The sequence below is a fragment of the Streptomyces novaecaesareae genome (assembly GCF_000716875.1).
GTDB lineage: Bacteria > Actinomycetota > Actinomycetes > Streptomycetales > Streptomycetaceae > Kitasatospora > Kitasatospora novaecaesareae.
The window spans coordinates 19,766-42,273 of the sequence record NZ_JNWQ01000038.1 but is presented as its reverse complement, the minus strand read 5'-3'; the positions used below and the strand labels follow the sequence as shown (position 1 = coordinate 42,273).

The following is a 22,508-nucleotide window of genomic DNA, read 5'->3' as shown; positions in this document are numbered from 1 at the left end:
CACCATAGAGGACCCGAGGGATCGGAGGCAAATGCCCAGGACAAAGCGCTATTGGGCAGCCGCACGCGGGCTCGGGGCCGGGGAACCGGAGCTGCCGGCGGAGGGCGCCGGGCCGGGCGGGACGGTCGCGGGCGGCGAGCTGTGCTCGGGCTCCGGGGTGCTCGACGGGCGGCTGCTCGGGGTGGCCGAGGGGCTGCCCGCCGAACCGCCCGAGCGGCCCTCGCCGGTGCCGCCCGTACCGCCGGAGCCCGCCGTGCCGCCCGCCCCGGACGACGCCCCGCCGCCCGGGTGCGGCGCGGGGCTGGTGTTCGTCCCGCCCGCCGAAGCGCCGCCCGGCGCACCGGCGGGAGCCCCCGGCCCCGGCACCGGGACGACGCCGGCCACCGCGCCGTTCCCGCCGGGCACCACCTCGCCCGGCACGGTGGCCGCGGCCCCGCCCGGCGCGTTCTCGGCCTGCGGGCCGCCCGGCCGCTCCGGGCGCCCCGACGCGCTCCCCGGGTGCCCGGCGGCCGGCACGGCCGAGGGCCCGCCGGTCGCCCCCGGTCGGCCCGCCGGGCCGGCCTGCCCGACCGGCGCCACCTCGCCGTGCTTCTCCTCCGCCGCCGGACCGACCGACATGCACCCGGTCAGCCCCAGCCCGGCCACCGTCAGCACCGCCGCCGCCCGTACGGCGCGCGAGCGCAGGGCCGCCGCCTCCCGCACCCGAACCGCCCGCACTGCCTGCACCGCTCGAACCGAAGTCACCGAAGCCACCGAGGTCCCTCTCTGCCGCCCCGCCCGGGCCGCCCGGACGCGCGACCGCTTTCGGTGCCCAACGCGCGCCCGGCCCGACGGGACACGGGCAGCACTGCAGTTCTCTGCCCCCACCGCCCCGCCCCGGTGCCGCGCCTCAGCTCCAGAGCGCCGAGGCCAGCTCCGCCCCCACGTACACCGCGGCCAGCCCGGCCGCCACGCTGCCGGCCACGTTCGCCAGCGCGTACCGCCCGGCGCCGGTCTCGGCCAGCCGCAGCGTCTCGTACGAGAAGGTCGAGTACGTGGTCAGCGCCCCGCAGAGCCCCGTCCCCAGCAGCAGTTGGACCTGCGAGGAGGCCGCGCCCGCCGCCACCGCCCCGGTCACCAGTCCGAGGATCAGGCAGCCGACCACGTTCACCGCGAACGTCCCCCACGGGAACACCGAGTCGTGCCGGGACTGCACCGCCCGGTCGGTCAGGTACCGCAGCGGCGCGCCGACCACCGCGCCCGCCACCACCAGCAGCCAGTTCACCGCGTCTCCCCCGCCCCGCCCGGGCCGCGCCCCGCGTAGGTCACGACCTCGCACCGGTCCAGCAGCACCAGCCCCTCCGCCACCAGCCCGTCCAGCCGCGGCAGGAACGCCCGCACTCGCTTCTCCTCGTCCACGATCACCACCGCCACCGGCAGGTCCTCGCTCAGCGACAGCAGCCGCGTCGTGTGGACCAGCGACGACGCCCCGAACCCCTCGATCCCCCGGAACACGCTCGCCCCGGCCAGCCCGGCCGCCCGCGCCCGGTGCACGATCTCGCTGTACAGCGGGCGGTGGTGCCACTGGTCGCTCTCGCCGACCAGCACCGTCAGCCGCAGCGCCGGGCCGCTCAGCCGGCTCACCGCGCGCCCCCGCCGGTCGCGCCCCCGCCGGTCGCAGCCCCGCCCGCCACGTCCCCCCGGCGGGCCGCCCGGTGGACCAGACGGCGGGTCAGCCCGGCTGCCAGCCACACCGCGCCCAGCGCGCCCAGCAGCGTCAGCCCCAGGTACGCCAGCCCGGGCCCGAGCCGGCCCTCCTCCAGCAGCCGCCGGACGTCCACCGCGTACGTCGAGAAGGTGGTGAAGCCGCCCAGCACGCCGGTGCCGAAGAACGGCCGCAGCAGCGGATGCGCCTGCCGCCCCTCGGTGATCACCACCAGGAACACCCCGATCACCGCGCAGCCGACCACGTTGACCAGCAGCGTCGTCCACGGGAAGGCCGTCGGCCCGGTCTCCCAGCCGAGCCCGGCCGCGTACCGGGCGACCGCCCCGATCGCCCCGCCGGCCGCGACCACCGCCACCGCCGGCCCCTGCCCGCGCAGCACCGGCGGCCGGTTCCGCACCGGTGCCGCGACCGCCGGCCGCGTCCCGGCCGGGCCGTCCACGGCGTCGTCCAACGCGCCCTCCGAGGTCGTCATAGCCCCATCAAACACCGGCCTCCGCCACCTGGCACACCATCACCCCAGGCCCGACAATGATCCGGTGGAGATGACCCGGGAAGAGTTCGAGACGCTGGTCAGCGACGCACTCGACCAGATCCCGCCGCAGCTCGCGGCCATGATGGACAACGTCGCGATCTTCGTCGAGGACGAACCCGACCCGAGCGACCCGGAACTCCTCGGCCTCTACGAGGGCACCCCGCTCACCGAACGCGGCGAGTGGTACGCGGGCGTCCTGCCCGACCGCATCCTGATCTACCTCGGCCCCACCCTGCGTCACTGCGAGAGCCGCGAGCAGGTGGTCGAGGAGGTCCGCACCACCGTGATCCACGAGGTCGCCCACCACTTCGGCTTCGACGACCACGAGCTGGACGAACTCGGCTGGTCCTGACCCCGCCTCCCGGGCACCCTCCCGAACCCCCTCCGGGCCCCCGCCCCCCACCCGGCCGAAACCCGTTTTGGCGATCCGCCCGGCATCCCATATGCTTCTCGACGTCCCCGAACGCTGGAAACAGCGGGACAGGCCGCAAGCCCTCATCGTCTAGTGGCCCAGGACGCCGCCCTTTCAAGGCGGTAGCACGGGTTCGAATCCCGTTGGGGGCACGCAGTACCGTAGTACAGTGCAGTGCGCAAGACCGCGGGTGGTTCGCCACTTCGAGGTCCCGTGGAGCAGTTGGTTAGCTCGCCACCCTGTCAAGGTGGAGGTCGCGGGTTCAAGTCCCGTCGGGATCGCTCGTCTCGCAAGAGACGGTGCAGTACGGCCAGGTAGCTCAGTTGGTACGAGCGTCCGCCTGAAAAGCGGAAGGTCGCCGGTTCGACCCCGGCCCTGGCCACAACTGGGAAGCCCCCGTAGCGAATTCGCTACGGGGGCTTCGCCGTTCCGCGATGCTGTTTTCGCGACGCCGCAACAACCCCCTGCTATCCGAAGACCTCGATGGCGCACCTGGCGGCGCCGCTGCGCTGGATGCGGGCGTCGCTGGTGACGAGCGGCACTCCGAGGGTTTCGGCCAACGCCACGTACTGGGCGTCGTAGGCGCTGAGGTTGTGGTTCAGTTCCCGGACCCGCTGCCAGAGGATCAGCGTTTCGTGCCGGGTGACGGCGAGGGACTGGTAGTCGGCGATCGCCTTCGCCGCCTCCTTCTCGGCGAGCTTTCCACCCCGGACCATGCCGAAGAGGGCCGAGACGAGTTCGTAGTCGAGCAGGCTCGGGGCGGCCAGGGTGTCCAGGCCGCGGAGCCGGTCCCGGGCCGCGTGGCCGGCCGGGCCGTGGTCGGTGAGCACGCGGACCAGGGCCGAGCAGTCCACGACGACGGTCGAGGTCACCGGCGCTCCCTGCCGTCGTCGATCGCGGAGAGGATGTCGGCGGTGCTGACATCGGCGCGGGTCTCCCGGTCGAGCCGCGTCATCATGTCGGCGAGCGAGGGCGTGGCGGCCTCACGGGTGAACAGGTCGAGCAGGTACGACTGCAGGCTCTTGCCGGCCTGCGCGGCCTTGAGCTTGAGGTTGTCCAGGATCGGGTCGGGCACGTCACGAATGGTGATGGCGGTCATGCCTGCATTTTAGCTGCATCAGCTGCATTCTGCTGGTCCACGTGGGGCGCTCCCGGCACTGCCCGGCGCCCGGGTCGGCTCCCGGGCGCCGGCCGGGGCCGCGCTGCGCCCGTGGGCCCGGCCGGCGGGCTCAGTGGGTGCGCAGCCAGCTGGTGTCGGTGCGCAGCAGTGAGCCGTCCGCCGCGTAGGTGGTGACGGTCTTGGCGTCGGTGCCCGGCTTCGCCATGAGCGCGTACCAGCGCCACGGGGAGTCCCCGACCGGGACGGGCACCGCCTCGGTGGTGCCGCCGGTCTGCCAGTCGACCACGACCTTCGCGACCTCGGGCATGACCCCTTCGATCACCACCGGCGGGAGGCCCAGCTTCCCCGTGTCCTTGAGCCCGAGCGTCGCACCGCCGACGGCGATCGCCGGGCCTTCGCCACCCATCCCTCCCGGAGCGGTGACCAGGTTCACGACGTCCTCGGCCTGCCGTCGGCCGTCCACGGTGTAGTAGAGGTTCGCCACGTCGAGGAGGCGGTTCCAGTCGCGGTCGACGTCCGCCTGGGTGGCCGCTCGCAGGTTCGGGTTGGCGGTGCGCCGCTCCGCCCGGATCAGCCGGGCCTGCGTGAGGGCGTCCTCCTTGGTGGGGGCGGCCGGCCACAGTGCGGTCCAGGCCTGCCAGGTGTGGCCGTCCACCGTGCCCTCGCCGACCTTGACCCGCACGGGGGTGAACGGGTCCCGGCCGGGTGCGCCCACGACGGCCGGGGCGGGTGCGCTCGCGGTGGCCGCCGCGGCGGCCGGGGCCGAGGCGGTGACGGAGGCGGAGGCGGAGGCCGCGGCCACCACCACCGACGAGGCAGCCTGCCGGCCGCTCTCGCCGAGCACCGCCCCGGCGCCGAGGATGGCCGCGACCAGCACCGCCGCCGCCCCGGCGGTCAGCAGCCGCCGTCGCCGCAGGCGCCGCCTGCCCCCGGCGACCAGCCGGTCGTACGGGACGGCCCCGGTGTCGACGCTCCCGGCCAGCTCGCCCAGGGCCCACACGGCCGCGGTCTCGTCGCCGGCTTCCGCGCCCCCCGGCGTGAACTCCCTGCTCATCTCGTGCCTCCGATGCTCGTCAGTCCGATGAGTGAGGTGGCCCCCCGGAGCTTGGCCAGGCCCCTGGCCGCCTGGCTCTTCACCGTCCCGACCGAGCAGCCCATCGCCGCCGCGGTCTGGGTCTCGGTGAGGTCCTCCCAGTACCGCAGCACGACGGCCTGGCGCTGGCGCGGTGGCAGGCCGCCGAGCGCGTCGAGCAGCACGGCGCGGTCGTCCGGGTCGGCCCCGGCCGGCGCGGGACGGTCCGGGACGGCCTGCACCAGCTGTTCGACGGGTCTGCGCCGGAACCGCCGGGCGTGCTCGTTGACCAGGATCCGGCGCACGTAGGCGTACGGGTCGTCGGCCACGCGGACCCGCCCCCAGGCCACGTAGGCCCGCTCCATGGCCTGCTGGACCAGGTCCTCGGCGCCGTGCCGGTCCCCCGCGAGCAGGTACGCGGTCCTGAACAGTCGCGACCACGCACCTCCGGCGAACGCCCGGAACTCGTCGTCCCGGACGGCCTTCTGGGCTCCCATGAGCACCTCCTCACCCCCTCTGAGCCCACGGGGGCCCCGGACCGTTGCCCGTCGTTCGCGATTCGCCACCGGCGGCTGTGACACTGGAGGAGCTCGAAAACCGAGGTGCGCTCCGCCGTGCCTCCTTGCGAACCTAGAGGGATGCCCGCAGTGAGTTCTCCCGCAGTCCAGTCCGCCCCCGCGTCCGCGCCCGCCGAGGGGCCCGGCATCGGTGAGCTGGCCGCCCGTCTGCCCGAGCTGACCCTGCGCGACCAGGTGCGGATCGGGCGCCGGCTGGAGGGTGCCCGCCGGGTGCGCAAGCCCGAGGCCCGGCAGAAGATCGCCGACGAGATCGCCGCGGACATCGACCGCGCCGAGCTGCTGGTCGAGCAGCGCCGCAGCGCCGTCCCGCCGATCACGTATCCCGCCGAGCTGCCGGTCAGCCAGAAGAAGGACGAGATCCTGGCGGCGATCCGGGACCACCAGGTGGTGATCGTCGCGGGTGAGACCGGCTCCGGCAAAACCACCCAGATCCCGAAGATCTGTCTGGAGCTCGGCCGCGGCGTGCGCGGACTGGTCGGCCACACCCAGCCGCGCCGGATCGCCGCCCGCACGGTGGCCGAGCGGGTCGCGGAGGAGTTGGACAGTCCGCTCGGCGAGGCGGTCGGCTGGAAGGTCCGGTTCACCGACCAGGTCGGCCAGGACACCCTGGTCAAGCTGATGACGGACGGCATCCTGCTCGCGGAGATCCAGACCGACCGCGAGCTGCACCAGTACGACACTCTGATCATCGACGAGGCGCACGAGCGCAGCCTCAACATCGACTTCATCCTCGGCTACGTCAAGCAGCTGCTCCCCCGCCGCCCCGACCTCAAGGTCGTGATCACCTCCGCGACCATCGACCCGGAGCGCTTCGCCCGCCACTTCGGCGACGCCCCGATCGTCGAGGTCTCCGGGCGCACGTACCCGGTCGAGGTCAGGTACCGGCCCCTCGCCGAGGACACTGCCGACGACGCCGAGGAAGACGCCGTCGACCGCGACCGGGACCAGGTCCAGGCGATCTGCGACGCCGCCGAGGAGCTGCAGGCCGAGGGCCCGGGCGACATCCTGGTCTTCCTCTCCGGCGAGCGCGAGATCCGCGACACCGCCGACGCCCTCAACCGGCTGAAACTGCGCAACACCGAGGTCCTGCCGCTGTACGCCCGGCTGAGCTCGGCCGAGCAGCACCGGGTCTTCCAGCGCTCCAGCAGCCGCCGGATCGTCCTGGCCACCAACGTGGCCGAGACCTCGCTCACCGTCCCCGGCATCAAGTACGTGATCGACCCGGGCACCGCCCGGATCTCCCGCTACAGCCACCGCACCAAGGTGCAGCGGCTGCCGATCGAGGCGATCAGCCAGGCCAGCGCCAACCAGCGCAAGGGCCGCTGCGGCCGCACCTCGGACGGCATCTGCATCCGGCTGTACTCGGAGGAGGACTTCCTCTCCCGCCCCGAGTTCACCGACGCCGAGATCCTGCGCACCAACCTGGCCTCGGTGATCCTGCAGATGACCGCGGCCGGCCTCGGCGACATCGCCGCCTTCCCGTTCCTGGACCCGCCGGACTCGCGCAACATCAAGGACGGCATCCACCTGCTGCACGAGCTGGGCGCGCTCGACCCGGAGGAGAAGGACCCGCGCAAGCGCCTCACCCAGCTCGGCCGCAAGCTCGCCCAGCTCCCGGTGGACCCGCGGATGGCCCGCATGGTGCTGGAGGCGGACCGCAACGGCTGCGTCCGCGACGTCATGGTGATCGCCGCCGCGCTCTCCATCCAGGACCCGCGCGAGCGCCCCGCCGAGAAGCGCCAGGCCGCCGACGACCGGCACCGCCGGTTCACCTCGGAGACCTCGGACTTCCTCTCCTACCTGGCGATGTGGCGCTACGTCCGCGAGCAGCAGAAGGAGCTCTCCTCCTCGGCCTTCCGCCGGATGTGCAAGGCGGAGTTCCTCAACTACCTGCGGATACGGGAGTGGCAGGACATCTACACCCAGCTGCGCACCGTCGCCAAGCAGTTGGGCGTCACCATCGAGGAGCCCCACCCCGACGCCGAGCCGGACGCCGACCGGATCCACCAGTCCCTGCTGGCCGGCCTGCTCTCCCACATCGGCCTGTTCGACGTGGAGAAGCGCGAGTACGGCGGTGCGCGCGGCGCCCGCTTCGCGGTCTTCCCGGGCTCCGGCCTGTTCAAGAAGCCGCCGCGCTGGGTGATGTCGGCCGAGCTGGTGGAGACCTCCCGGCTCTGGGCCCGGATCAACGCCAAGATCGAGCCGGAGTGGGTCGAGCCGCTGGCCGGCCACCTGATCAAGCGCAGCTACAGCGAGCCGCACTGGGAGAAGAAGGCCGGCGCGGTGCTGGCGTACGAGAAGGTGACCCTCTACGGGATGCCGGTCGTCGCCCAGCGCAAGGTCAACTACGGCCGGATCGACCCGGAGCTCTGCCGCGAGCTGTTCATCCGCAACGCGCTGGTCGAGGGCGACTGGGAGACCCACCACAGGTTCTTCGCGGAGAACCGCAAGCTGCTCGGCGAGGTCGAGGAGCTGGAGAACCGGGCCCGCCGCCGGGACATCCTGGTGGACGACCAGACCCTGTTCGACTTCTACGACTCCCGGCTGCCCGGGGACGTCGTCTCCACCCGGCACTTCGACTCCTGGTGGAAGAAGGCCCGGCACGAGCAGCCGGACCTGCTGAACTTCGAGAAGTCGATGCTGATCAACGACGCCGCCGACGGCGTCACGGAGGCCGACTACCCGGACTACTGGCAGCAGGGCAAGCTGCGCTTCCAGCTGACCTACCAGTTCGAACCGGGCAGCGACGCGGACGGCGTGACGGTGCACATCCCGCTGCCGGTGCTCAACCAGGTCACCGCGGAGGGCTTCGACTGGCAGATTCCCGGCCTGCGGGAGGAGCTGGTCACCGCGTACATCAAGTCGCTGCCGAAGGCGGTCCGGCGCAACTTCGTGCCGGCGCCGGACTTCGCCAAGGCGGCGCTGCGCTCGCTGAAGGACCGCCAGGAGCCGTTGCTGCCCTCGCTGGAGCGCGCCCTGAAGCGCCTGACGGCCGTCACCGTGCCGCCGGAGGCCTGGGACGACGAGCGGGTGCCGGACCACCTCAGGGTGACCTTCCGGGTGGTGGACGGGCGCCGCAAGCTCGCCGAGTCCAAGGACCTGGAGGAGCTGCGGCTGAAGCTCAAGCCGAAGCTGAAGGAGACGCTGTCCTCGGCCGCCTCCGGCCAGGGCATCGAGCAGAGCGGGCTGACCGCCTGGCCGGCCTCCCTGCCCGTCCTGCAGCGCACCTTCGAGCAGCGTTCGCGCGGCCACTCGCTGCGCGCCTACCCGGCCCTGGTGGACGAGGGCGCCGCGGTCGGCGTGAAGCTGTTCGACACCCCGGAGGCCCAGGCGCAGGCGATGTGGGAGGGCACCCGGCGGCTGCTGATGCTGACCACCACCTCCCCCGCCAAGTCGATCCAGGGCCGGCTGGGCAACCAGGCGAAGCTGGCGCTCTCGCACAGCCCGCACGGCTCGATCAACGCCCTCTTCGAGGACGTCGTGGCCGCCGCGACGGACCGGCTGGTGGCCCTGGCCGGCGGACCGGCCTGGGAGGAGGCGGCCTTCGCCAAGCTGCACGACAAGGTCCGTACGGACCTGTACGACCTGTCCGCGGACACCACGCTGAAGACCGCCACCGCGCTGATCGCCTTCCACAAGGCCTCGACCCGGCTGAAGTCGGTGAGCAGCCCGGTGCTGCTGAACGCGGTGAACGACGTCCGGCTGCACCTGGCCTCGCTGGTGCACCCGGGCTTCGTGACGGCCACCGGCTGGCAGCGGCTGCCGGACCTCAAGCGCTACCTGCTGGCGGTGGACCGCCGCCTGGAGGCGCTGCCCAACCACCCGCAGCGGGACGCCCAGCAGCTGCTGAAGGTGCAGCAGGTGCAGCAGGCCTACGGGGAGCTGCTGGCGGCGGTGCCGGCCGGGCGGCAGCCCTCCGCGGAGGTGCGGGCGATCCGCTGGATGATCGAGGAGTTGCGGGTCAGCTTCTTCGCCCAGTCGCTGGGCACGCCCAGCCCGGTGTCGGAGAAGCGGATCTTGAAGGCGATGGAGGCGGCGCGGGCGACGCTCTGACCCGGGCGCCGCTCTGAGCTGCGGGTGGGCCTCCAGGAGCCGGTTCGACCTGGGGGCCCACCATGGGCTACAGTCTGTCTTGTTCGCAGCGCGGCAAGCGAGTGAACGAGATCAGAAAACCTCTGGTCCCGTGGAGCAGTTGGTTAGCTCGCCACCCTGTCAAGGTGGAGGTCGCGGGTTCAAGTCCCGTCGGGATCGCCGCAGTGCGAGAGGCCCGGAACCGTCAGGTTCCGGGCCTCTCGCTTTTTGCCGTCCGGCTCCTACCCCGGACCAGGTCTGGACCACAAGTGACAGACCGCGTGACAGTCGTCACTCACGCTTTCCCGAACCCGGCCGCGCCCCACCCTGCCCAAGAGGCCACTAATTTAATATGTAAAATTTCACAGCTATTCACTGTAAATCCCCCCCACCACATGAGCATCAAATCGTTATCCGGAGTTCAGCATTCCGACAGACCCGAGGGCGCCGGGAAGCACGACAAAGGGGCCGCTTACCGGACCCGGCGGAGTCCGGTAAGCGGCCCCTTTAAAGAGCCTTTGGCCTATCAGGCCTCAGTGCGCTGGGCGGGAATCCCGGCCAGCAGAGCGCGCACCTCCGCCTCACGGTAACGGCGGTGACCACCGAGCGTGCGGATCGACGTCAGCTTGCCCGCCTTGGCCCAGCGGGTGACCGTCTTCGGGTCCACGCGGAACATGGTGGCAACCTCTGCCGGCGTCAGCAGCGGCTCAGCATCAGGGGTACGAGCGGTCATGAGCGGCCTCCTCGGGAGAACCGAACCAGGGCGGTTCTATCCTTCAAATTCTGCACCTTGGCCCGCGATGCCCGAAATGGCATAGACGGGCCGAGTCGGTTATAGGACGAACGGCTTGTCCTGGTGTCTACAACTACACCATCCGTCCAGCCCTATCGACCAAACCGCCAAAATTGACCCCTCACGGGTTCAAGGCCGACGGATGGCGATGGACCACCCCATAACGGACAGTCACGCGACGATGACATCCGGTTACGAGGGGACCAGACCCTCCGTTTCCCCGCAAAGCACGCATCGACTCCAGAACCACCCAAAAGTGGGCACGCTCACGTGAAGTTGGGCTGGTTGTCCCATTTTTGCACATAGGGGTAAGTTCGCGTCAACGGTGAGTAGTGTCACGTTCGGCAGCTATTGACCCGAACCGGGACCTTGGTCATCGACCTCGCGGTCCCTAGGACTCTTACAGTCATACACGGGCGGTCCGACGTCAGTTCGCGTCCCGCAGCGCCAGCACCCGGCGCCACCGCACCGTCAGCTCCCCGTACACCCGCAGCGCCTCCGCGGTGTCCCCCGCCCGCAGCGCGCGCAGCCCCTCCTCCAGCTCCCCCGCCGAACGGTCCGCCAACAGCCGCTCCGGCCCCAGCAGATGCACCAGGCCCCCGTAGTCCAGTTCCACCAGCGAGCGCGGATGGAACTCCTCCAGCCACCGCCCGACCTGCTCCGCCCCCCGCACCAGCTCCCCCTCCGGCACCGCCTCGCGCAGCGCCCGGTAGGCCCGCGCCACCCGCCGGCGCGCCTGCGCCATCGGCACCAGGTAGAACAGCGCCGCCGGCCGGCCGCCCCGCTCCCCCTCCCCTGCGCCGGACGGTTCCCCGCCCGGCGCCGGCTCCCCGCCCGGCACGAAGCAGCGGTCCTCGTCCCCGAACGGCAGGAACCAGCGCACCGGCACCTCCCACCGGCTGGTGAGGATCCACGGCCGGGCGTCCGGGTGCTCGGCCCGCCAGCGCTCCCGGTCCGCCTCGGCGGCCGCCCTGGCCACCGGCGGCAGCGCGGCGTCCAGCAGCGCCACCGGCGCCCCGGCCCGCAGCTCCTCCAGCGCCTGCCAGCTGCGCAGCCTGGTCGCCCACGGGCAGACGTACAGTACGCCGTCCACCACCCGCAGGTACGCCCGCCCGCTCTCCCGCTCCGGCAGCGCCCTGGGCGTCCGCGAGACCAGCCCCGCGAGCGCCTCCCGCTGCTCCTCCAGCACCGCCGCGGCCACCGGCTGTGCCGCCTCCCCGGCGTCCGGCCCGCGCTCCGCCGCGTAGACCTGCCAGCGCGCCCGCTCGGGCTCCGGATAGGCCGCCAGCGGCTCGTAGACCCGCAGGTGGGCGGCGTAGGGCGGTTGTACGGAAGTACGTACGACGGTCACGTCCTGCATCGTCGCACGCGCCGTCCGGGCCCGGGAGAGCGCGCCCGCGAACCGTTCGCGTCCGCACCGCGCACCGTCTCCCGTCTCACCCCTCGGACAACCGGCACAAGCTCGGACAAGAGGGCGGATCCGCGGCCCGCGCGCGACTACCCTCTGCCTTAGGCGCCCGCACCACAGCAGCGGGCCTTCCCTACTGGAGTCACCACAGTGACCGACGTACAGACCCCCGCCACGCACCCCGCACCCGGCGTGCTCAGCAGGATCTTCCGTACCGAGCAGGACGGCGCCCCCGGCGACGGCCACGAGCAGGTCGTCCTCTGCCACGACCGCAGCTCCGGCCTGAAGGCCATCATCGCCATCCACTCCACCGCGCTCGGCCCGGCCCTCGGCGGCACCCGCTTCTTCCCGTACGCCTCCGAGGAGGCGGCGCTGGAGGACGCGCTGAACCTGTCCCGCGGGATGTCCTACAAGAACGCGCTGGCCGGGCTGGACCTCGGCGGTGGCAAGGCCGTCATCATCGGCGACCCGAACAAGGACAAGAACGAGGCGATGCTCCGGGCCTACGGCCGCTTCGTGGAGTCCCTGCGCGGGCGCTACATCACCGCCTGCGACGTGGGCACCTACGTCCAGGACATGGACGTCATCGCGCGCGAGACCTCGTTCGTGACCGGCCGCTCGCCCGAGCACGGCGGCGCCGGCGACTCGTCCATCCTGACCGCCTTCGGCGTCTTCCAGGGCATGCGCGCCACCGCCCAGGCCCGCTGGGGCCAGCCGACCCTGCGCGGCAAGCGGGTCGGCGTCGCGGGCGTCGGCAAGGTCGGCCACTACCTGGTCGGCCACCTGGTCGCGGACGGCGCCGACGTCGTCGTCACCGACCCCTTCGAGGCCGCCGTCAACCGCGTGCGCGCGGCCCACCCCGAGGTCGAGGTGGTCGCCGACACCGCCGCCCTGATCCAGGCCAAGCTGGACGTCTACGCCCCCTGCGCCCTCGGCGGCGCGCTGACCGACGACGTCGTCGCCGCACTGGGCGAGGCCGGCACCTCGATCGTCTGCGGCGCGGCCAACAACCAGCTGGCGCACGCGGGCGTCGAGAAGGACCTCGCCGACCGCGGCATCCTCTACGCGCCGGACTACCTGGTGAACTCCGGTGGCGTCATCCAGGTCGCCGACGAGATCGAGGGCTTCAACTTCGAGCGGGCCAAGAACAAGGCCACGAAGATCTTCGACACCACCCTGGAGATCTTCACCCGCGCCGCCGCCGACGGCGTCCCGCCGGCGGTCGCCGCCGACCGCCTGGCCGAGAAGCGGATGCGTGAGATCAGCGCGCTGCGCACGGTGCTGCTGCCGGGCGCCCGCCGCGCCTGATCCCGGCCCCCTCCGGACCCCGTACGCGCGGGGGGCCGCCCCAGTGGCCCCCCGCGCATCACGATGTGGAACCGGATTCTCACTTCTGCGCCCGATCGGGTGATCCAACGCCCCCCTAGGGGGGATAATCAGTCCTGGAACGACGGACCCAAGACACCTCTGGACAGCGTGCAAATCGCCGCAAAACCTCCCCTGACCTGGGAAGACCTGGTCTCGGGTGCGGTCGGTGCGCGCCACGTCACACCGACGACGTACCGTCCAGCGGCGGAAACAGGTACCGTTAATGCTCCAAGGGACGGTCCTCCCATTCGGGCAGGCCGATCCTGATCATGAACACGTGTCAGACTCGGGGCCGTGAGCCCCATCGTTGAGGGGGTCGACCCATGGGGCGCGGCCGGGCCAAGGCCAAGCAGACGAAGGTCGCCCGCGAGCTGAAGTACAACAGCGGCGGGTTCGACGCTAACCGTCTGTCCAACGAGCTGGGCGTATCGCCGTCCACCGCTTCGATCGACCCTGAGCCGATCGAGGAGGAGGAGGACGACGACCCGTACGCGGAGTACGCCGCCCGCTACGCCGACCTCGACGACGAGGACGACAACGAGCCGGGCGCCGGGGCCTCGCAGGCCTCCCGCCGCTCGTAACCAGCAGCTTCGCCGGACCGGTCCGGGCGCCCAGGCGCCGGGCCGGTCTTCGGCGTTCCCGCGAACGGGCGGCCCACCTCCGGTGCCCGCGGCCGGCGCCGCCCCGAGCCGAAGGGGCGCGCCGGTGCCGAAAGGGAGAAGCGACCAGCGAGGCACGAGCGCCGGAGCGCCGACCGTCGGCACCGGGTCCGAGCGCCCCGGAGGCGAGCGGGCGAGTCCCCGCCCCGAGCCGAAGGGGCGCGCCGGTGCCGAAAGGGAGAAGCGACAAGCGAGGCACGAGCGCCGGAGCGCCGACCGTCGGCACCGGGTCCGAGCGCCCCGGAGGCGAGCGGGCGAGTAACAGAGGCCCTCCGGTGCACCGGAGGGCCTCTTGTCGGTCGGGTCCGGTCAGACCGTCCGGAAGCCCTCGTAGGCGTTGTAGAGGGCCGCGCCGCCCTCGTGCTCGTCGGTGCGCTCGACGATGTCGCCGAGCAGCCAGGACTCGACGCCGCGGTCCTCCAGGATCGACAGCACGGCGTCCACCGAGTGCGGCGGGACGACCGCGACCATGCCGACGCCCATGTTGAGCGTCTTCTCGATCTCCAGGGTGGCCACCTTGCCGACCTCGGCGACGGTCCGGAAGACCGGCAGCGGGGTCCAGGTGCCGCGGTCCAGGCGGGCGTGCAGACCGTCCGGGATGACCCGGGCCAGGTTGGCCGCCAGGCCGCCGCCGGTGACGTGCGAGAAGGCGTGCACCTCGGTGGCGCGGGTGAGCGCCAGGCAGTCCAGCGAGTAGATCCGGGTCGGCTCCAGCAGCTCCTCGCCGAGGGTGCGGCCGAACTCCTCGACCTTGCGGTCCAGCTTCCAGCCGGCCTGGTTCAGCAGCACGTGGCGGACCAGCGAGTAGCCGTTGGAGTGCAGGCCGGAGGCGGCCATCGCGATCACCACGTCGCCGGCCCGGACCCGGTCCGCGCCGAGCAGCGCGTCGGCCTCCACGACACCGGTGCCGGCACCGGCCACGTCGTACTCGTCCGGGCCGAGCAGGCCCGGGTGCTCGGCGGTCTCGCCGCCGACGAGGGCGCAGCCGGCCAGCGCGCAGCCCTCGGCGATGCCCTTGACGATCGCGGCGACCCGCTCCGGGACGACCTTGCCGACGCAGATGTAGTCGGTCATGAACAGCGGCTCGGCGCCGCACACCACCAGGTCGTCCACGACCATGCCGACCAGGTCGTGGCCGATGGTGTCGTGCTTGTCCATGGCGGCGGCGATGGCCACCTTGGTCCCCACGCCGTCGGTGGCCGAAGCCAGCAGCGGCCGCTCGTAGTTCTTGAAGGCGGACGCGTCGAAGAGGCCGGCGAAGCCGCCGAGACCGCCGACCACCTCGGGGCGGTTGGCCTTCTTCACCCACTGCTTCATGAGCTCGACGGCGCGGTCGCCCGCCTCGATGTCGACGCCGGCTGCGGCGTAGGTGGCGCCGTTCTGGTTGCTGGTCACTGCGGTGCGGCCCTCTCGGGTCTGTGGTGGGGGTTGGAACAGCGGTGGGGCCCCGGTTCGCGGGACCCCACCGTTGGAACGCTTACGGCCGGCGCAGCGCGTCGGCCGCGCCCGCCCCGCCGAGCAGCGACTGGACGCCGTCCAGGTCGCTGCCGCTGGTCGGCTTGCCGCGCACGGCCGGCTGCTGCTGGCCGCCCTTGATCTCGGCCTCCAGCAGGAGCTTTCCGAGCAGTGCCGGGTCCGGCAGCTCCATCGGGTACTCGCCGTCGAAGCAGGCCCGGCAGAGCCGGTCCTTGGGCTGCTTGGTGGCCTCGATCATGCCGTCGATCGAGATGTAGGAGAGCGAGTCGGCACCGAGCGTGCGGCCGATCTCCTCGATGGTCATGCCGTTGGCGATCAGCTCCGCGCGGGTGGCGAAGTCGATGCCGAAGAAGCAGGGCCACTTCACCGGCGGCGAGGAGATCCGGATGTGCACCTCGGCGGCGCCCGCCTCGCGCAGCATCTTCACCAGCGCGCGCTGGGTGTTGCCGCGCACGATCGAGTCGTCCACGACCACCAGGCGCTTGCCGGCGATGACCTCGCGCAGCGGGTTGAGCTTGAGCCGGATGCCGAGCTGGCGGATGGTCTGGCTGGGCTGGATGAAGGTGCGGCCCACGTAGGCGTTCTTCACCAGGCCGGAGCCGTACGGGATGCCGCTGGCCTCGGCGTAGCCGATCGCGGCGGGGGTGCCGGACTCGGGCGTCGCTATCACCAGGTCGGCCTCGACGGGGGCCTCCTTCGCCAGGCGGCGGCCCATCTCCACGCGGGAGAGGTGCACGTTGCGGCCGGCGATGGAGGTGTCGGGGCGGGCCAGGTAGACGTACTCGAACACGCAGCCCTTGGGCTTCGCCTCGGCGAAGCGGGAGCTGCGCATGCCGTTCTCGTCGATGGCGATGAGCTCGCCGGGCTCGACCTCGCGGATGAAGGAGGCGCCGCAGATGTCCAGCGCCGCCGTCTCGGAGGCGACCACCCAGCCGCGCTCCAGCCGGCCGAGCACCAGCGGGCGGATGCCCTGCGGGTCGCGGGCGGCGTAGAGGGTGTGCTCGTCCATGAAGACGAGCGAGAACGCGCCCTTGACCTCGGGCAGCACGACCTTGGCCGTCTCCTCGATGGAGAGGTCCGGGTGGCCGGCCAGCAGGGCCGTCACCAGGTCGGTGTCGTTGGTCGCGGCGGTCCGGCCCGAGCGGGAGATGTGCTCCTCACCGGGCAGTTCGGCGACCATGGCCGCCAGTTCGGCGGTGTTCACCAGGTTTCCGTTGTGCCCGAGGGCCAGCGAACCGTGCACGGTCGCCCGGAAAGTCGGTTGGGCGTTCTCCCAGACCGAGGAACCGGTGGTCGAGTAGCGGGCGTGTCCGACGGCGATATGCCCGTGCAAGGACCCCAGCGAGGCCTCGTCGAAGACCTGGGAGACGAGTCCCATGTCCTTGAAGACGAGAATCTGGGAGCCATTGCTCACTGCGATGCCCGCGGATTCCTGACCGCGGTGCTGCAGGGCGTAAAGGCCGAAGAACGTGAGCTTGGCGACCTCCTCGCCGGGAGCCCAGACACCGAAGACGCCGCAAGCGTCCTGGGGGCCTTTCTCACCGGGAAGAAGATCGTGGTTGAGTCTTCCGTCACCACGTGGCACGCCTTCGAGTCTAGGGCAGTTGGCACAGGCTTCCGGAACCCGGGATGCCGGGATTGTCGGACGATCTGTGAGTAACGCGCGTAGACAAAACCCCTTACGGGGTGGGGATTTCGGGTCGCCGGAATTCCGGCGGGCAGCGGTTGGCCTTGCGGTTCGCGCCTGTTGGGGAGTTCCGTGTGCGGAGCGACGGCGGTCGGGGCGGAGCCGAACGTGAGCCTGCTCACCTGGTGTTCACCCCGGCTTCACGCCGGGCCGTACGCCGACCCGCCCGGCGCCCCGGGGCGCCGGGCGGCGGCCCCCGCGCCCTAGGCGGCCGGAAGGAGCAGGCCCCAGGCGCCCGGGTGCACCGTCCAGGTGCGGGCCCGGACCGGGCCGACCGGGTGGCCGTCCGCCTCGTAGCCGAAGCCACGGCCGACCACCGAGACGCTCGCCGCCCGGGCCCGCACCAGGGCGCCGGAGGCGCGCACGACGACGTCCATCTCGCCCGTCCCGTCCGACACCCCGGACGGCAGCGTGACCTGGACCAGCCGGACCGGCCGGTGGACGTCCGCGAGCAGCCGGCCGTCGGCCTCGACCCGGACCCGGGGGCTGTGGTCGACCCCCTCCGGGGTGAGTGCGTTCGCCTGCTCGGCCGCAGCCAGTTTCGCCCATAGCGAACGCCAGCCACTCGAACGGCCCACCAGTCGGCGCGAGCCCCCGCCGGTGATCCGCACCCCGCCCAGCGCCACCCCGCCGCCGTCGTCCACCAGCAGGTCCAGCCGGCGCGGCGCGCCCGACAGCACCGCCCGCGCGGCCCGGACCGGCTCCCCCGGCACGCCCAGCGCCCGGGCCGTCGCGAGCTCCTCCGCACGACCGACCGGAACCATCCCCACCGGTTCCGTGCCCAGCTCACGCTGCCGGTGGAGCGCCTGGAGCACCCGCTGCAGTGCGAGATCGGAACCGATCACCACCGGTCGCCTCCGACCCCGGTGCGAAAGCACCCGGTCGAGTTCGGAAGGGCTCTCCGGGTAGGCCACCTTGACGTCCGCGCCCCCGCACAGCACGTCCTTCGCGATCCGCACCGACTCGCCGTCGGTCTGCCGGGCCACCGGGTCGAGGAGCAGCAGGAGCGGCTCGGGGCCGCCGGTTCCAGGCGTGGACAGGGACGACACGACCGGTCCTTCCTCAGGTAATCTCTCGGTGCAAGAGCCCCTTGCGCCATTGCGCCAGGGGCTTCGTCTATCTCGGGGCAGACTGCGGCCTACGCAGGATGCCCCAACCGGAAGGGGTGTACGCCTGTGCCGGCACTCGTGCTCGTTGGCGCTCAGTGGGGGGACGAGGGCAAGGGGAAGGCCACCGACCTCCTCGGCGGCTCCGTCGACTACGTCGTCCGCTACCAGGGCGGCAACAACGCCGGTCACACGGTGGTCATCGGCGACCAGAAGTACGCCCTGCACCTGCTCCCTTCCGGAATCCTCAGCCCGAACGTCACGCCGGTCATCGGCAACGGCGTCGTGATCGACCCGGCCGTGCTGCTCTCCGAGCTGGCCGGCCTGAACGAGCGCGGCATCGACACCTCCAAGCTGCTGATCTCGGGCAACGCCCACCTGATCACGCCGTACCACCGCACCCTCGACAAGGTCACCGAGCGCTTCCTCGGCAAGCGCCGGATCGGCACCACCGGCCGCGGCATCGGCCCGACCTACGCGGACAAGATCAACCGCGTCGGCATCCGGGTCCAGGACCTGTTCGACGAGTCGATCCTGCGCCAGAAGATCGAGGCGGCGCTGCACGACAAGAACCAGATCCTGGTCAAGCTGTACAACCGCCGCACCATCCCGGCCGACCTGGTGGTCGAGGAGTACCTGGGCTACGCGGAGAAGATCAAGCCCTTCCTCGCCGACACCACCCTCGTCCTGGACGAGGCGCTGAAGGCGAACAAGGTCGTCCTGCTGGAGGGCGGCCAGGGCACCCTGCTCGACGTCGACCACGGCACGTACCCCTTCGTGACCTCGTCGAACCCGACCGCGGGCGGCGCCTGCACCGGCGCCGGCATCGGCCCCACCAAGATCGACCGGGTCATCGGCATCCTCAAGGCCTACACGACCCGCGTCGGCTCCGGCCCGTTCCCGACCGAGCTGCTCGACGCGGACGGCGAGGCGCTGCGCCGGATCGGCGGCGAGCGCGGTGTCACCACCGGCCGTGACCGCCGCTGCGGCTGGTTCGACGCCGTGATCGCGCGCTACGCGACCCGGGTCAACGGCCTCACCGACTTCTTCCTCACCAAGCTCGACGTGCTGACCGGCTGGGAGCAGATCCCGGTCTGCGTCGCGTACGAGATCGACGGCCGGCGGGTCGAGGAACTCCCCTACAACCAGTCGGACTTCCACCACGCCAAGCCGATCTACGAGACCCTGCCGGGCTGGACCGAGGACATCAGCAAGGCGAAGACCTTCGCCGAGCTGCCCAAGAACGCCCAGGCGTACGTCAAGGCGCTGGAGGAGATGTCGGGCGCGCCGATCTCGGCCATCGGCGTCGGCCCGGGCCGGGACGAGACGATCCAGCTCAACTCGTTCATCTGAGCCTGATCGCCGGTCGCTGATCGCCGATTGCCGATCGCCGGTCGCCGGTCGCTTCGAGGGCCCCGTGGGATTCGTCCCGCGGGGCCCTTCGCCTTGCCCTTCGTTCCCATTTTGCACTAGTGCAGATACCTCTTGTATCTAGTGCAGATCGCCGCTACGTTCGGATCATGACCGCGAAGCTGCCCACGCCCGTCACCCTCACCGGCCGCCACATCCGCCTGGAGCCGCTGGAGCGGCGCCACCTGCCCGAGCTCTGGGCCACCGTCGGCCCCGACCCCGAGGTCTGGCGCTGGATCCCCTTCCTCCCGCCCGCGTCGGAGGAGGACCTGGGCGCCATCCTCGACACCCGCATAGCGGAGGTCGCCCGGGGGACGGCGGTGAAGTTCGCCGTCGTCGACCTGGCGAGCGGGAAGGCCGTCGGCATCACCGGCTACTACGACTTCAGCGCCGAGAACGAGCTGGTGGAGATCGGCGGCACCTGGTACGCCCGCTCGGCCTGGCGCACCGCCGTCAACACCGAGGCCAAGCTGCTGCTGCTCACCCACGCCTTCGAGGACCTGGGCATGGGCCGGGTCTCCTGGAAGACGGACGCCCTCAACGACCGCTCCCGCAACGCGATCCTGCGCCTCGGCGCCCAGTTCGAGGGCATCCACCGCCGCGAAAGGCTCCGCGCCAACGGCACCTGGCGGGACAGCGCCTACTTCGCGATGCTCGCCGACGAGTGGCCGGCCGCCAAGTCCCGCCTGGTGGAACGGCTTTCGCGGGGCTGAGGAGGGCTCAGGCCGCGGGGAGGGCGGTCAGGGTGTTCTTGAGCCAGACGAAGACGAGCCTGCCGTCGGTGCTCAACTGGCAGGTTTCCAGGCTGGGGTCGCTGCCCTCCCGGTAGGCGGGATCGGTGAAGGTCCACTTCAGGCTGCCGGCGGCGGCGTCGACGGCGTGGACGCAGGGCTTGCCGTCCTTGCCCGAGGTCCGGCCGGCGATGAAGAGGGTGCCGCCGGCCAGGACCGGGGCGTTGGCGGCCTCGGGGGTGTTGGGGAGGACGCAGGTCCAGCGGATCTTTCCGGTCGCGGCGTCGTAGGCGGAGACGGCCTCGGCGCCGTCGCTCAGGTAGACGACGCCGTCGGCGGCCAGCAGGGCGCCGACCCGGCCGCCCGGCTCGGCGTTGACGCGCCACGCCTGCTTGCCGTCGGCCAGGTTGACCGCCTGGAGGTCGTTGGCGTCGATGGCGCAGTAGGCGCGCTGGTCGTCGCACCACACCGGCCAGGCCTCCTTGCCACCGGTCTGCGTCCGCCACAGGCGCTTGCCGTCGGCAATCCGACGGGCGACGACGGCGTTCTTGTCGTCGAGGTGGAGGAACGTGCCGCCGCTGACCACGCCGGGGGTCTTCAGGTCGGCGATGTCCGGGTCCTCCTCGAACCAGAGCTGCCCGGACAGGCCCCGGCGGAAGGCCATCAGGCCCTTGGTGCCGCCGGTGGAGTCCGGCGGTGTGACGGTGACCTTGGCGAAGACCGCCTGGTCGGTGGCGGCCACGACCGTCTCGACGTCGAGGGTCCGGCCACTGCCGTAGTCGGAGCGGGAGCCGTAGCTGACCGCGCCGTCGGCGGGTGCGACCCGCTGCACCTGGGCACCCGCGATGCTGTAGAGCTCGCCACCGGCCACCTGATAGTCGTCCGCGGCGTCGTTCTTCCGGTGCCACAGGAGGGTGCCGTCGGCGGCGTCCAGGGCGGTCAGTCCGTCGGCGTCGGCGTATATCTGCTCGCCGAGCACCATCGCCGGACGGTAGGCCGGGGACGTGCCCGCGACCGTACGGGCCCACACGGGCTTCGGGGCGGACCCCCCGGCGGAGTCGGATGCGGTGGTGTCCCGGTGGGTGAGCACCCAGGCGGTGCCGCCGACGGCGGCCGCGACCGCGAGTCCGCCGCCGGACAGGAGCAGCCGCCGCCGGGAGAGCAGGGGCGGGCGGGCGGTGGGCGGTTCCGGAGCCGGACGCTCGACCCGGGTCGGGGGCAGCGCGGGCGCGGCCGGGGCGGCCGCGGGGACCTCCAGGTCCATCACCGCCGCCGCGTGCCGGGCCAGGGCGGCCGCGACCCGGGCGGGCAGCCACTCGCCGGCCTGGGCCCCGGCCGAGAACCGGTCGCGCAGTCGGGCGGGGAGCGGCCGCTGGGCCGGGTCCTTGTGCAGGCAGTCTTCCAGGACGGCGCGCAGGGCGGGCGGGACGTCGGTGAGGTCGGGTTCCTCGTGGACCACCTTGTAGAGCTGGGCGGCCGCGCCGGAGGCGCTGTCGAACGGGCCGTGTCCGGTCGCGGCGAAGACCAGGACGGAGGCGAGCGAGAAGACGTCGCCGGGCGCCCCGGTCGGGCGGCCGGAGGCCTGCTCGGGGGACATGAAGCCGGGCGAGCCGATCACCGCGCCGGTCCGGGTCACGGTGTCGCCGTCCAGGGCACGGGCGATGCCGAAGTCGATCACGCGCGGACCGTCGGCGGCGAGCAGGACGTTGGAGGGCTTGAGGTCGCGGTGGACCACCCCGGCCCGGTGGATCGCCTCAAGGGCCTCCGCCAGCCGAGCGCCGAGCGCGCACACGGACGGCACCGGCAGCGGGCCGAACTCCTGCACGGCCTGGATCAGCGAGGGGCCGAGAACGAAGGCGGTGGCGAGCCAAGGGAATTCGGCGTCCGGATCCGCGTCGGTCACGGGTGCGGTGTAGGCGCCGTCCACGGCCCGCGCGGTGGCGACCTCGCGGCGGAATCGGGCACGGAACTCGCGGTCCTGCGCGAGTTCGCGCCGGACCGTCTTGACCGCCACCGTGCGCCCGCCGGCCGACCGGGCCAGGTAGACCTGGCCCATGCCGCCCGCGCCGAGGCGGGCGAGCAGACGGTACGGCCCGATGGCCTCCGGGTCGGTGCTGTGCAGCGGCTCCATCTGATCCCCCGTACCAAGGTGCCTTTCGGCATTGCCGGGTGATCGTACCGACGTCGGGTGACCGGACTCCCTGCGGGACGGCCGCGAACGCTATTTCCGCTCGCCGGTGACGGAATGGCCGGCCGCGATACCGCGCTTCGCCGGGCGGGGTTGCCGGGGTTGGAGGTTGACCAGCCAGACCAGCCAGCCGACGAAAAGGACGGCGAGGAGGAGTGCGGACAATGCGGCGACGAGAAGCGCATTCACCGG

Annotated in this window: 21 protein-coding genes and 4 tRNA genes; 10 read left to right on the top strand and 15 right to left on the bottom strand. The window is 72.2% G+C overall.

Annotated features, from left to right (window positions below):
• Positions 1-48: 48 nt before the first annotated feature.
• The 4 genes from OP86_RS16750 to crcB (OP86_RS34845) form a co-directional block, all read right to left on the bottom strand.
• A complete protein-coding gene (locus OP86_RS16750; protein ID WP_157849753.1) occupies positions 49-726 on the bottom strand; it encodes a hypothetical protein in 678 nt (225 codons plus the stop codon).
• A gap of 163 nt (positions 727-889) precedes the next feature.
• Positions 890-1,264 carry a fluoride efflux transporter CrcB gene (gene crcB / locus OP86_RS16745; RefSeq protein ID WP_030055411.1) on the bottom strand — a complete coding sequence of 125 codons (375 nt, stop codon included), beginning with the start codon at positions 1,262-1,264 and terminating at the stop codon, positions 890-892.
• Entirely contained in the window at positions 1,261-1,623 is a 363-nt protein-coding gene (locus tag OP86_RS16740; RefSeq protein WP_030055412.1) for a DUF190 domain-containing protein, read from the bottom strand. The genes crcB (OP86_RS16745) and OP86_RS16740 overlap by 4 nt, the downstream gene beginning before the upstream one ends.
• A complete protein-coding gene (crcB, locus tag OP86_RS34845; protein WP_078588442.1) occupies positions 1,620-2,177 on the bottom strand; it encodes a fluoride efflux transporter CrcB in 558 nt (185 codons plus the stop codon). Before crcB (OP86_RS34845) ends, OP86_RS16740 begins: the two co-directional genes overlap by 4 nt.
• Before the next feature lie 70 nt (positions 2,178-2,247).
• On the opposite strand from crcB (OP86_RS34845), the gene OP86_RS16730 reads away from it, so the two are divergent.
• From OP86_RS16730 to OP86_RS16715, 4 genes are all read left to right on the top strand, one after another.
• The gene (locus tag OP86_RS16730; protein ID WP_030055414.1) at positions 2,248-2,589 is read left to right on the top strand and encodes a metallopeptidase family protein; all 342 of its coding nucleotides are present in this window, start codon (positions 2,248-2,250) and stop codon (positions 2,587-2,589) included.
• A gap of 139 nt (positions 2,590-2,728) precedes the next feature.
• Positions 2,729-2,801: transfer RNA gene (locus OP86_RS16725), tRNA-Glu, on the top strand.
• A gap of 55 nt (positions 2,802-2,856) precedes the next feature.
• A tRNA-Asp gene (locus tag OP86_RS16720) sits at positions 2,857-2,930 on the top strand.
• Between the two features lie 27 nt (positions 2,931-2,957).
• Positions 2,958-3,031, top strand: a tRNA-Phe gene (locus tag OP86_RS16715).
• 85 nt (positions 3,032-3,116) lie between these two features.
• Here OP86_RS16715 and OP86_RS16710 read toward each other — a convergent pair.
• From OP86_RS16710 to OP86_RS16695, 4 genes are all read right to left on the bottom strand, one after another.
• The gene (locus tag OP86_RS16710; protein WP_030055415.1) at positions 3,117-3,521 is read right to left on the bottom strand and encodes a type II toxin-antitoxin system VapC family toxin; all 405 of its coding nucleotides are present in this window, start codon (positions 3,519-3,521) and stop codon (positions 3,117-3,119) included.
• A complete protein-coding gene (locus OP86_RS16705; protein WP_030055416.1) occupies positions 3,518-3,748 on the bottom strand; it encodes a FitA-like ribbon-helix-helix domain-containing protein in 231 nt (76 codons plus the stop codon). The genes OP86_RS16710 and OP86_RS16705 overlap by 4 nt, the downstream gene beginning before the upstream one ends.
• A 130-nt stretch (positions 3,749-3,878) precedes the next feature.
• Positions 3,879-4,823: a hypothetical protein gene (locus OP86_RS16700; RefSeq protein ID WP_033332141.1), complete on the bottom strand. Its 945-nt coding sequence runs from the start codon at positions 4,821-4,823 to the stop codon at positions 3,879-3,881.
• The gene (locus tag OP86_RS16695; protein ID WP_030055419.1) at positions 4,820-5,338 is read right to left on the bottom strand and encodes a SigE family RNA polymerase sigma factor; all 519 of its coding nucleotides are present in this window, start codon (positions 5,336-5,338) and stop codon (positions 4,820-4,822) included. The genes OP86_RS16700 and OP86_RS16695 overlap by 4 nt, the downstream gene beginning before the upstream one ends.
• Positions 5,339-5,479: 141 nt before the next feature.
• On the opposite strand from OP86_RS16695, the gene hrpA reads away from it, so the two are divergent.
• Together hrpA and OP86_RS16685 are read left to right on the top strand one after the other, a co-directional pair.
• Entirely contained in the window at positions 5,480-9,472 is a 3,993-nt protein-coding gene (gene hrpA, locus OP86_RS16690) for an ATP-dependent RNA helicase HrpA (protein WP_051830161.1), read from the top strand.
• Positions 9,473-9,596: 124 nt separating this feature from the next.
• Positions 9,597-9,670 (top strand) — tRNA-Asp (locus OP86_RS16685).
• Positions 9,671-10,016: 346 nt separating this feature from the next.
• Here OP86_RS16685 and bldC read toward each other — a convergent pair.
• Positions 10,017-10,223, bottom strand: coding sequence for a developmental transcriptional regulator BldC (gene bldC / locus OP86_RS16680; RefSeq protein WP_014137253.1), 207 nt, complete (start codon positions 10,221-10,223; stop codon positions 10,017-10,019).
• 487 nt (positions 10,224-10,710) lie between these two features.
• On the bottom strand, positions 10,711-11,634 hold the full coding sequence (locus OP86_RS16675; RefSeq protein ID WP_234434777.1) for a DUF8083 family protein: 924 nt from the start codon (positions 11,632-11,634) through the stop codon (positions 10,711-10,713).
• Between the two features lie 207 nt (positions 11,635-11,841).
• Between OP86_RS16675 and OP86_RS16670 the strand changes: the two genes are divergently transcribed.
• Both OP86_RS16670 and OP86_RS16665 read left to right on the top strand, forming a co-directional pair.
• Positions 11,842-12,999, top strand: coding sequence for a Glu/Leu/Phe/Val dehydrogenase dimerization domain-containing protein (locus OP86_RS16670; RefSeq protein WP_030055422.1), 1,158 nt, complete (start codon positions 11,842-11,844; stop codon positions 12,997-12,999).
• A 383-nt stretch (positions 13,000-13,382) separates the two neighbouring features.
• Entirely contained in the window at positions 13,383-13,640 is a 258-nt protein-coding gene (locus OP86_RS16665; RefSeq protein WP_030055423.1) for a DUF3073 domain-containing protein, read from the top strand.
• A 387-nt stretch (positions 13,641-14,027) separates the two neighbouring features.
• On the opposite strand, the gene purM is transcribed toward OP86_RS16665, so the two are convergent.
• From purM to OP86_RS16650, 3 genes are all read right to left on the bottom strand, one after another.
• Entirely contained in the window at positions 14,028-15,113 is a 1,086-nt protein-coding gene (gene purM, locus OP86_RS16660) for a phosphoribosylformylglycinamidine cyclo-ligase (RefSeq protein ID WP_030055424.1), read from the bottom strand.
• A gap of 82 nt (positions 15,114-15,195) precedes the next feature.
• Positions 15,196-16,779 (bottom strand): amidophosphoribosyltransferase, encoded by a 1,584-nt coding sequence (gene purF, locus OP86_RS16655; RefSeq protein WP_030255458.1) that lies wholly within the window; start codon positions 16,777-16,779, stop codon positions 15,196-15,198.
• A gap of 305 nt (positions 16,780-17,084) precedes the next feature.
• On the bottom strand, positions 17,085-17,930 hold the full coding sequence (locus OP86_RS16650) for a diacylglycerol kinase family protein (RefSeq protein ID WP_030255454.1): 846 nt from the start codon (positions 17,928-17,930) through the stop codon (positions 17,085-17,087).
• Between the two features lie 126 nt (positions 17,931-18,056).
• Between OP86_RS16650 and OP86_RS16645 the strand changes: the two genes are divergently transcribed.
• Complete coding sequence (locus OP86_RS16645; protein ID WP_030255451.1) at positions 18,057-19,340, top strand: adenylosuccinate synthase; 1,284 nt, start codon at positions 18,057-18,059, stop codon at positions 19,338-19,340.
• Positions 19,341-19,507: 167 nt separating this feature from the next.
• Complete coding sequence (locus OP86_RS16640; RefSeq protein WP_030055429.1) at positions 19,508-20,110, top strand: GNAT family N-acetyltransferase; 603 nt, start codon at positions 19,508-19,510, stop codon at positions 20,108-20,110.
• 7 nt (positions 20,111-20,117) lie between these two features.
• Here the strand turns inward: OP86_RS16640 and OP86_RS36625 are convergent, their stop codons facing one another.
• Positions 20,118-22,259, bottom strand: a complete 2,142-nt coding sequence (locus OP86_RS36625; RefSeq protein ID WP_051830160.1) for a protein kinase domain-containing protein — start codon at positions 22,257-22,259, stop codon at positions 20,118-20,120.
• A 90-nt stretch (positions 22,260-22,349) separates the two neighbouring features.
• The gene (locus OP86_RS36620) at positions 22,350-22,505 is read right to left on the bottom strand and encodes a hypothetical protein (RefSeq protein WP_157849752.1); all 156 of its coding nucleotides are present in this window, start codon (positions 22,503-22,505) and stop codon (positions 22,350-22,352) included.
• Between the last annotated feature and the right edge of the window lie 3 nt (positions 22,506-22,508).

Bases quoted from the DNA above. Each gene is read 5' to 3' on its own strand.
- OP86_RS16640 (WP_030055429.1), top strand. From the start codon at position 19,508: ATGACCGCGAAGCTGCCCACGCCCGTCACCCTCACCGGCCGCCACATC.
- OP86_RS16730 (WP_030055414.1), top strand. From the start codon at position 2,248: ATGACCCGGGAAGAGTTCGAGACGCTGGTCAGCGACGCACTCGACCAG.
- bldC (WP_014137253.1), bottom strand. From the start codon at position 10,223: ATGACCGCTCGTACCCCTGATGCTGAGCCGCTGCTGACGCCGGCAGAG.
- OP86_RS36625 (WP_051830160.1), bottom strand. From the start codon at position 22,259: ATGGAGCCGCTGCACAGCACCGACCCGGAGGCCATCGGGCCGTACCGT.
- OP86_RS16695 (WP_030055419.1), bottom strand. From the start codon at position 5,338: ATGGGAGCCCAGAAGGCCGTCCGGGACGACGAGTTCCGGGCGTTCGCC.
- OP86_RS16700 (WP_033332141.1), bottom strand. From the start codon at position 4,823: ATGAGCAGGGAGTTCACGCCGGGGGGCGCGGAAGCCGGCGACGAGACC.
- OP86_RS16705 (WP_030055416.1), bottom strand. From the start codon at position 3,748: ATGACCGCCATCACCATTCGTGACGTGCCCGACCCGATCCTGGACAAC.
- hrpA (WP_051830161.1), top strand. From the start codon at position 5,480: ATGCCCGCAGTGAGTTCTCCCGCAGTCCAGTCCGCCCCCGCGTCCGCG.
- OP86_RS16665 (WP_030055423.1), top strand. From the start codon at position 13,383: ATGGGGCGCGGCCGGGCCAAGGCCAAGCAGACGAAGGTCGCCCGCGAG.
- crcB (WP_078588442.1), bottom strand. From the start codon at position 2,177: ATGACGACCTCGGAGGGCGCGTTGGACGACGCCGTGGACGGCCCGGCC.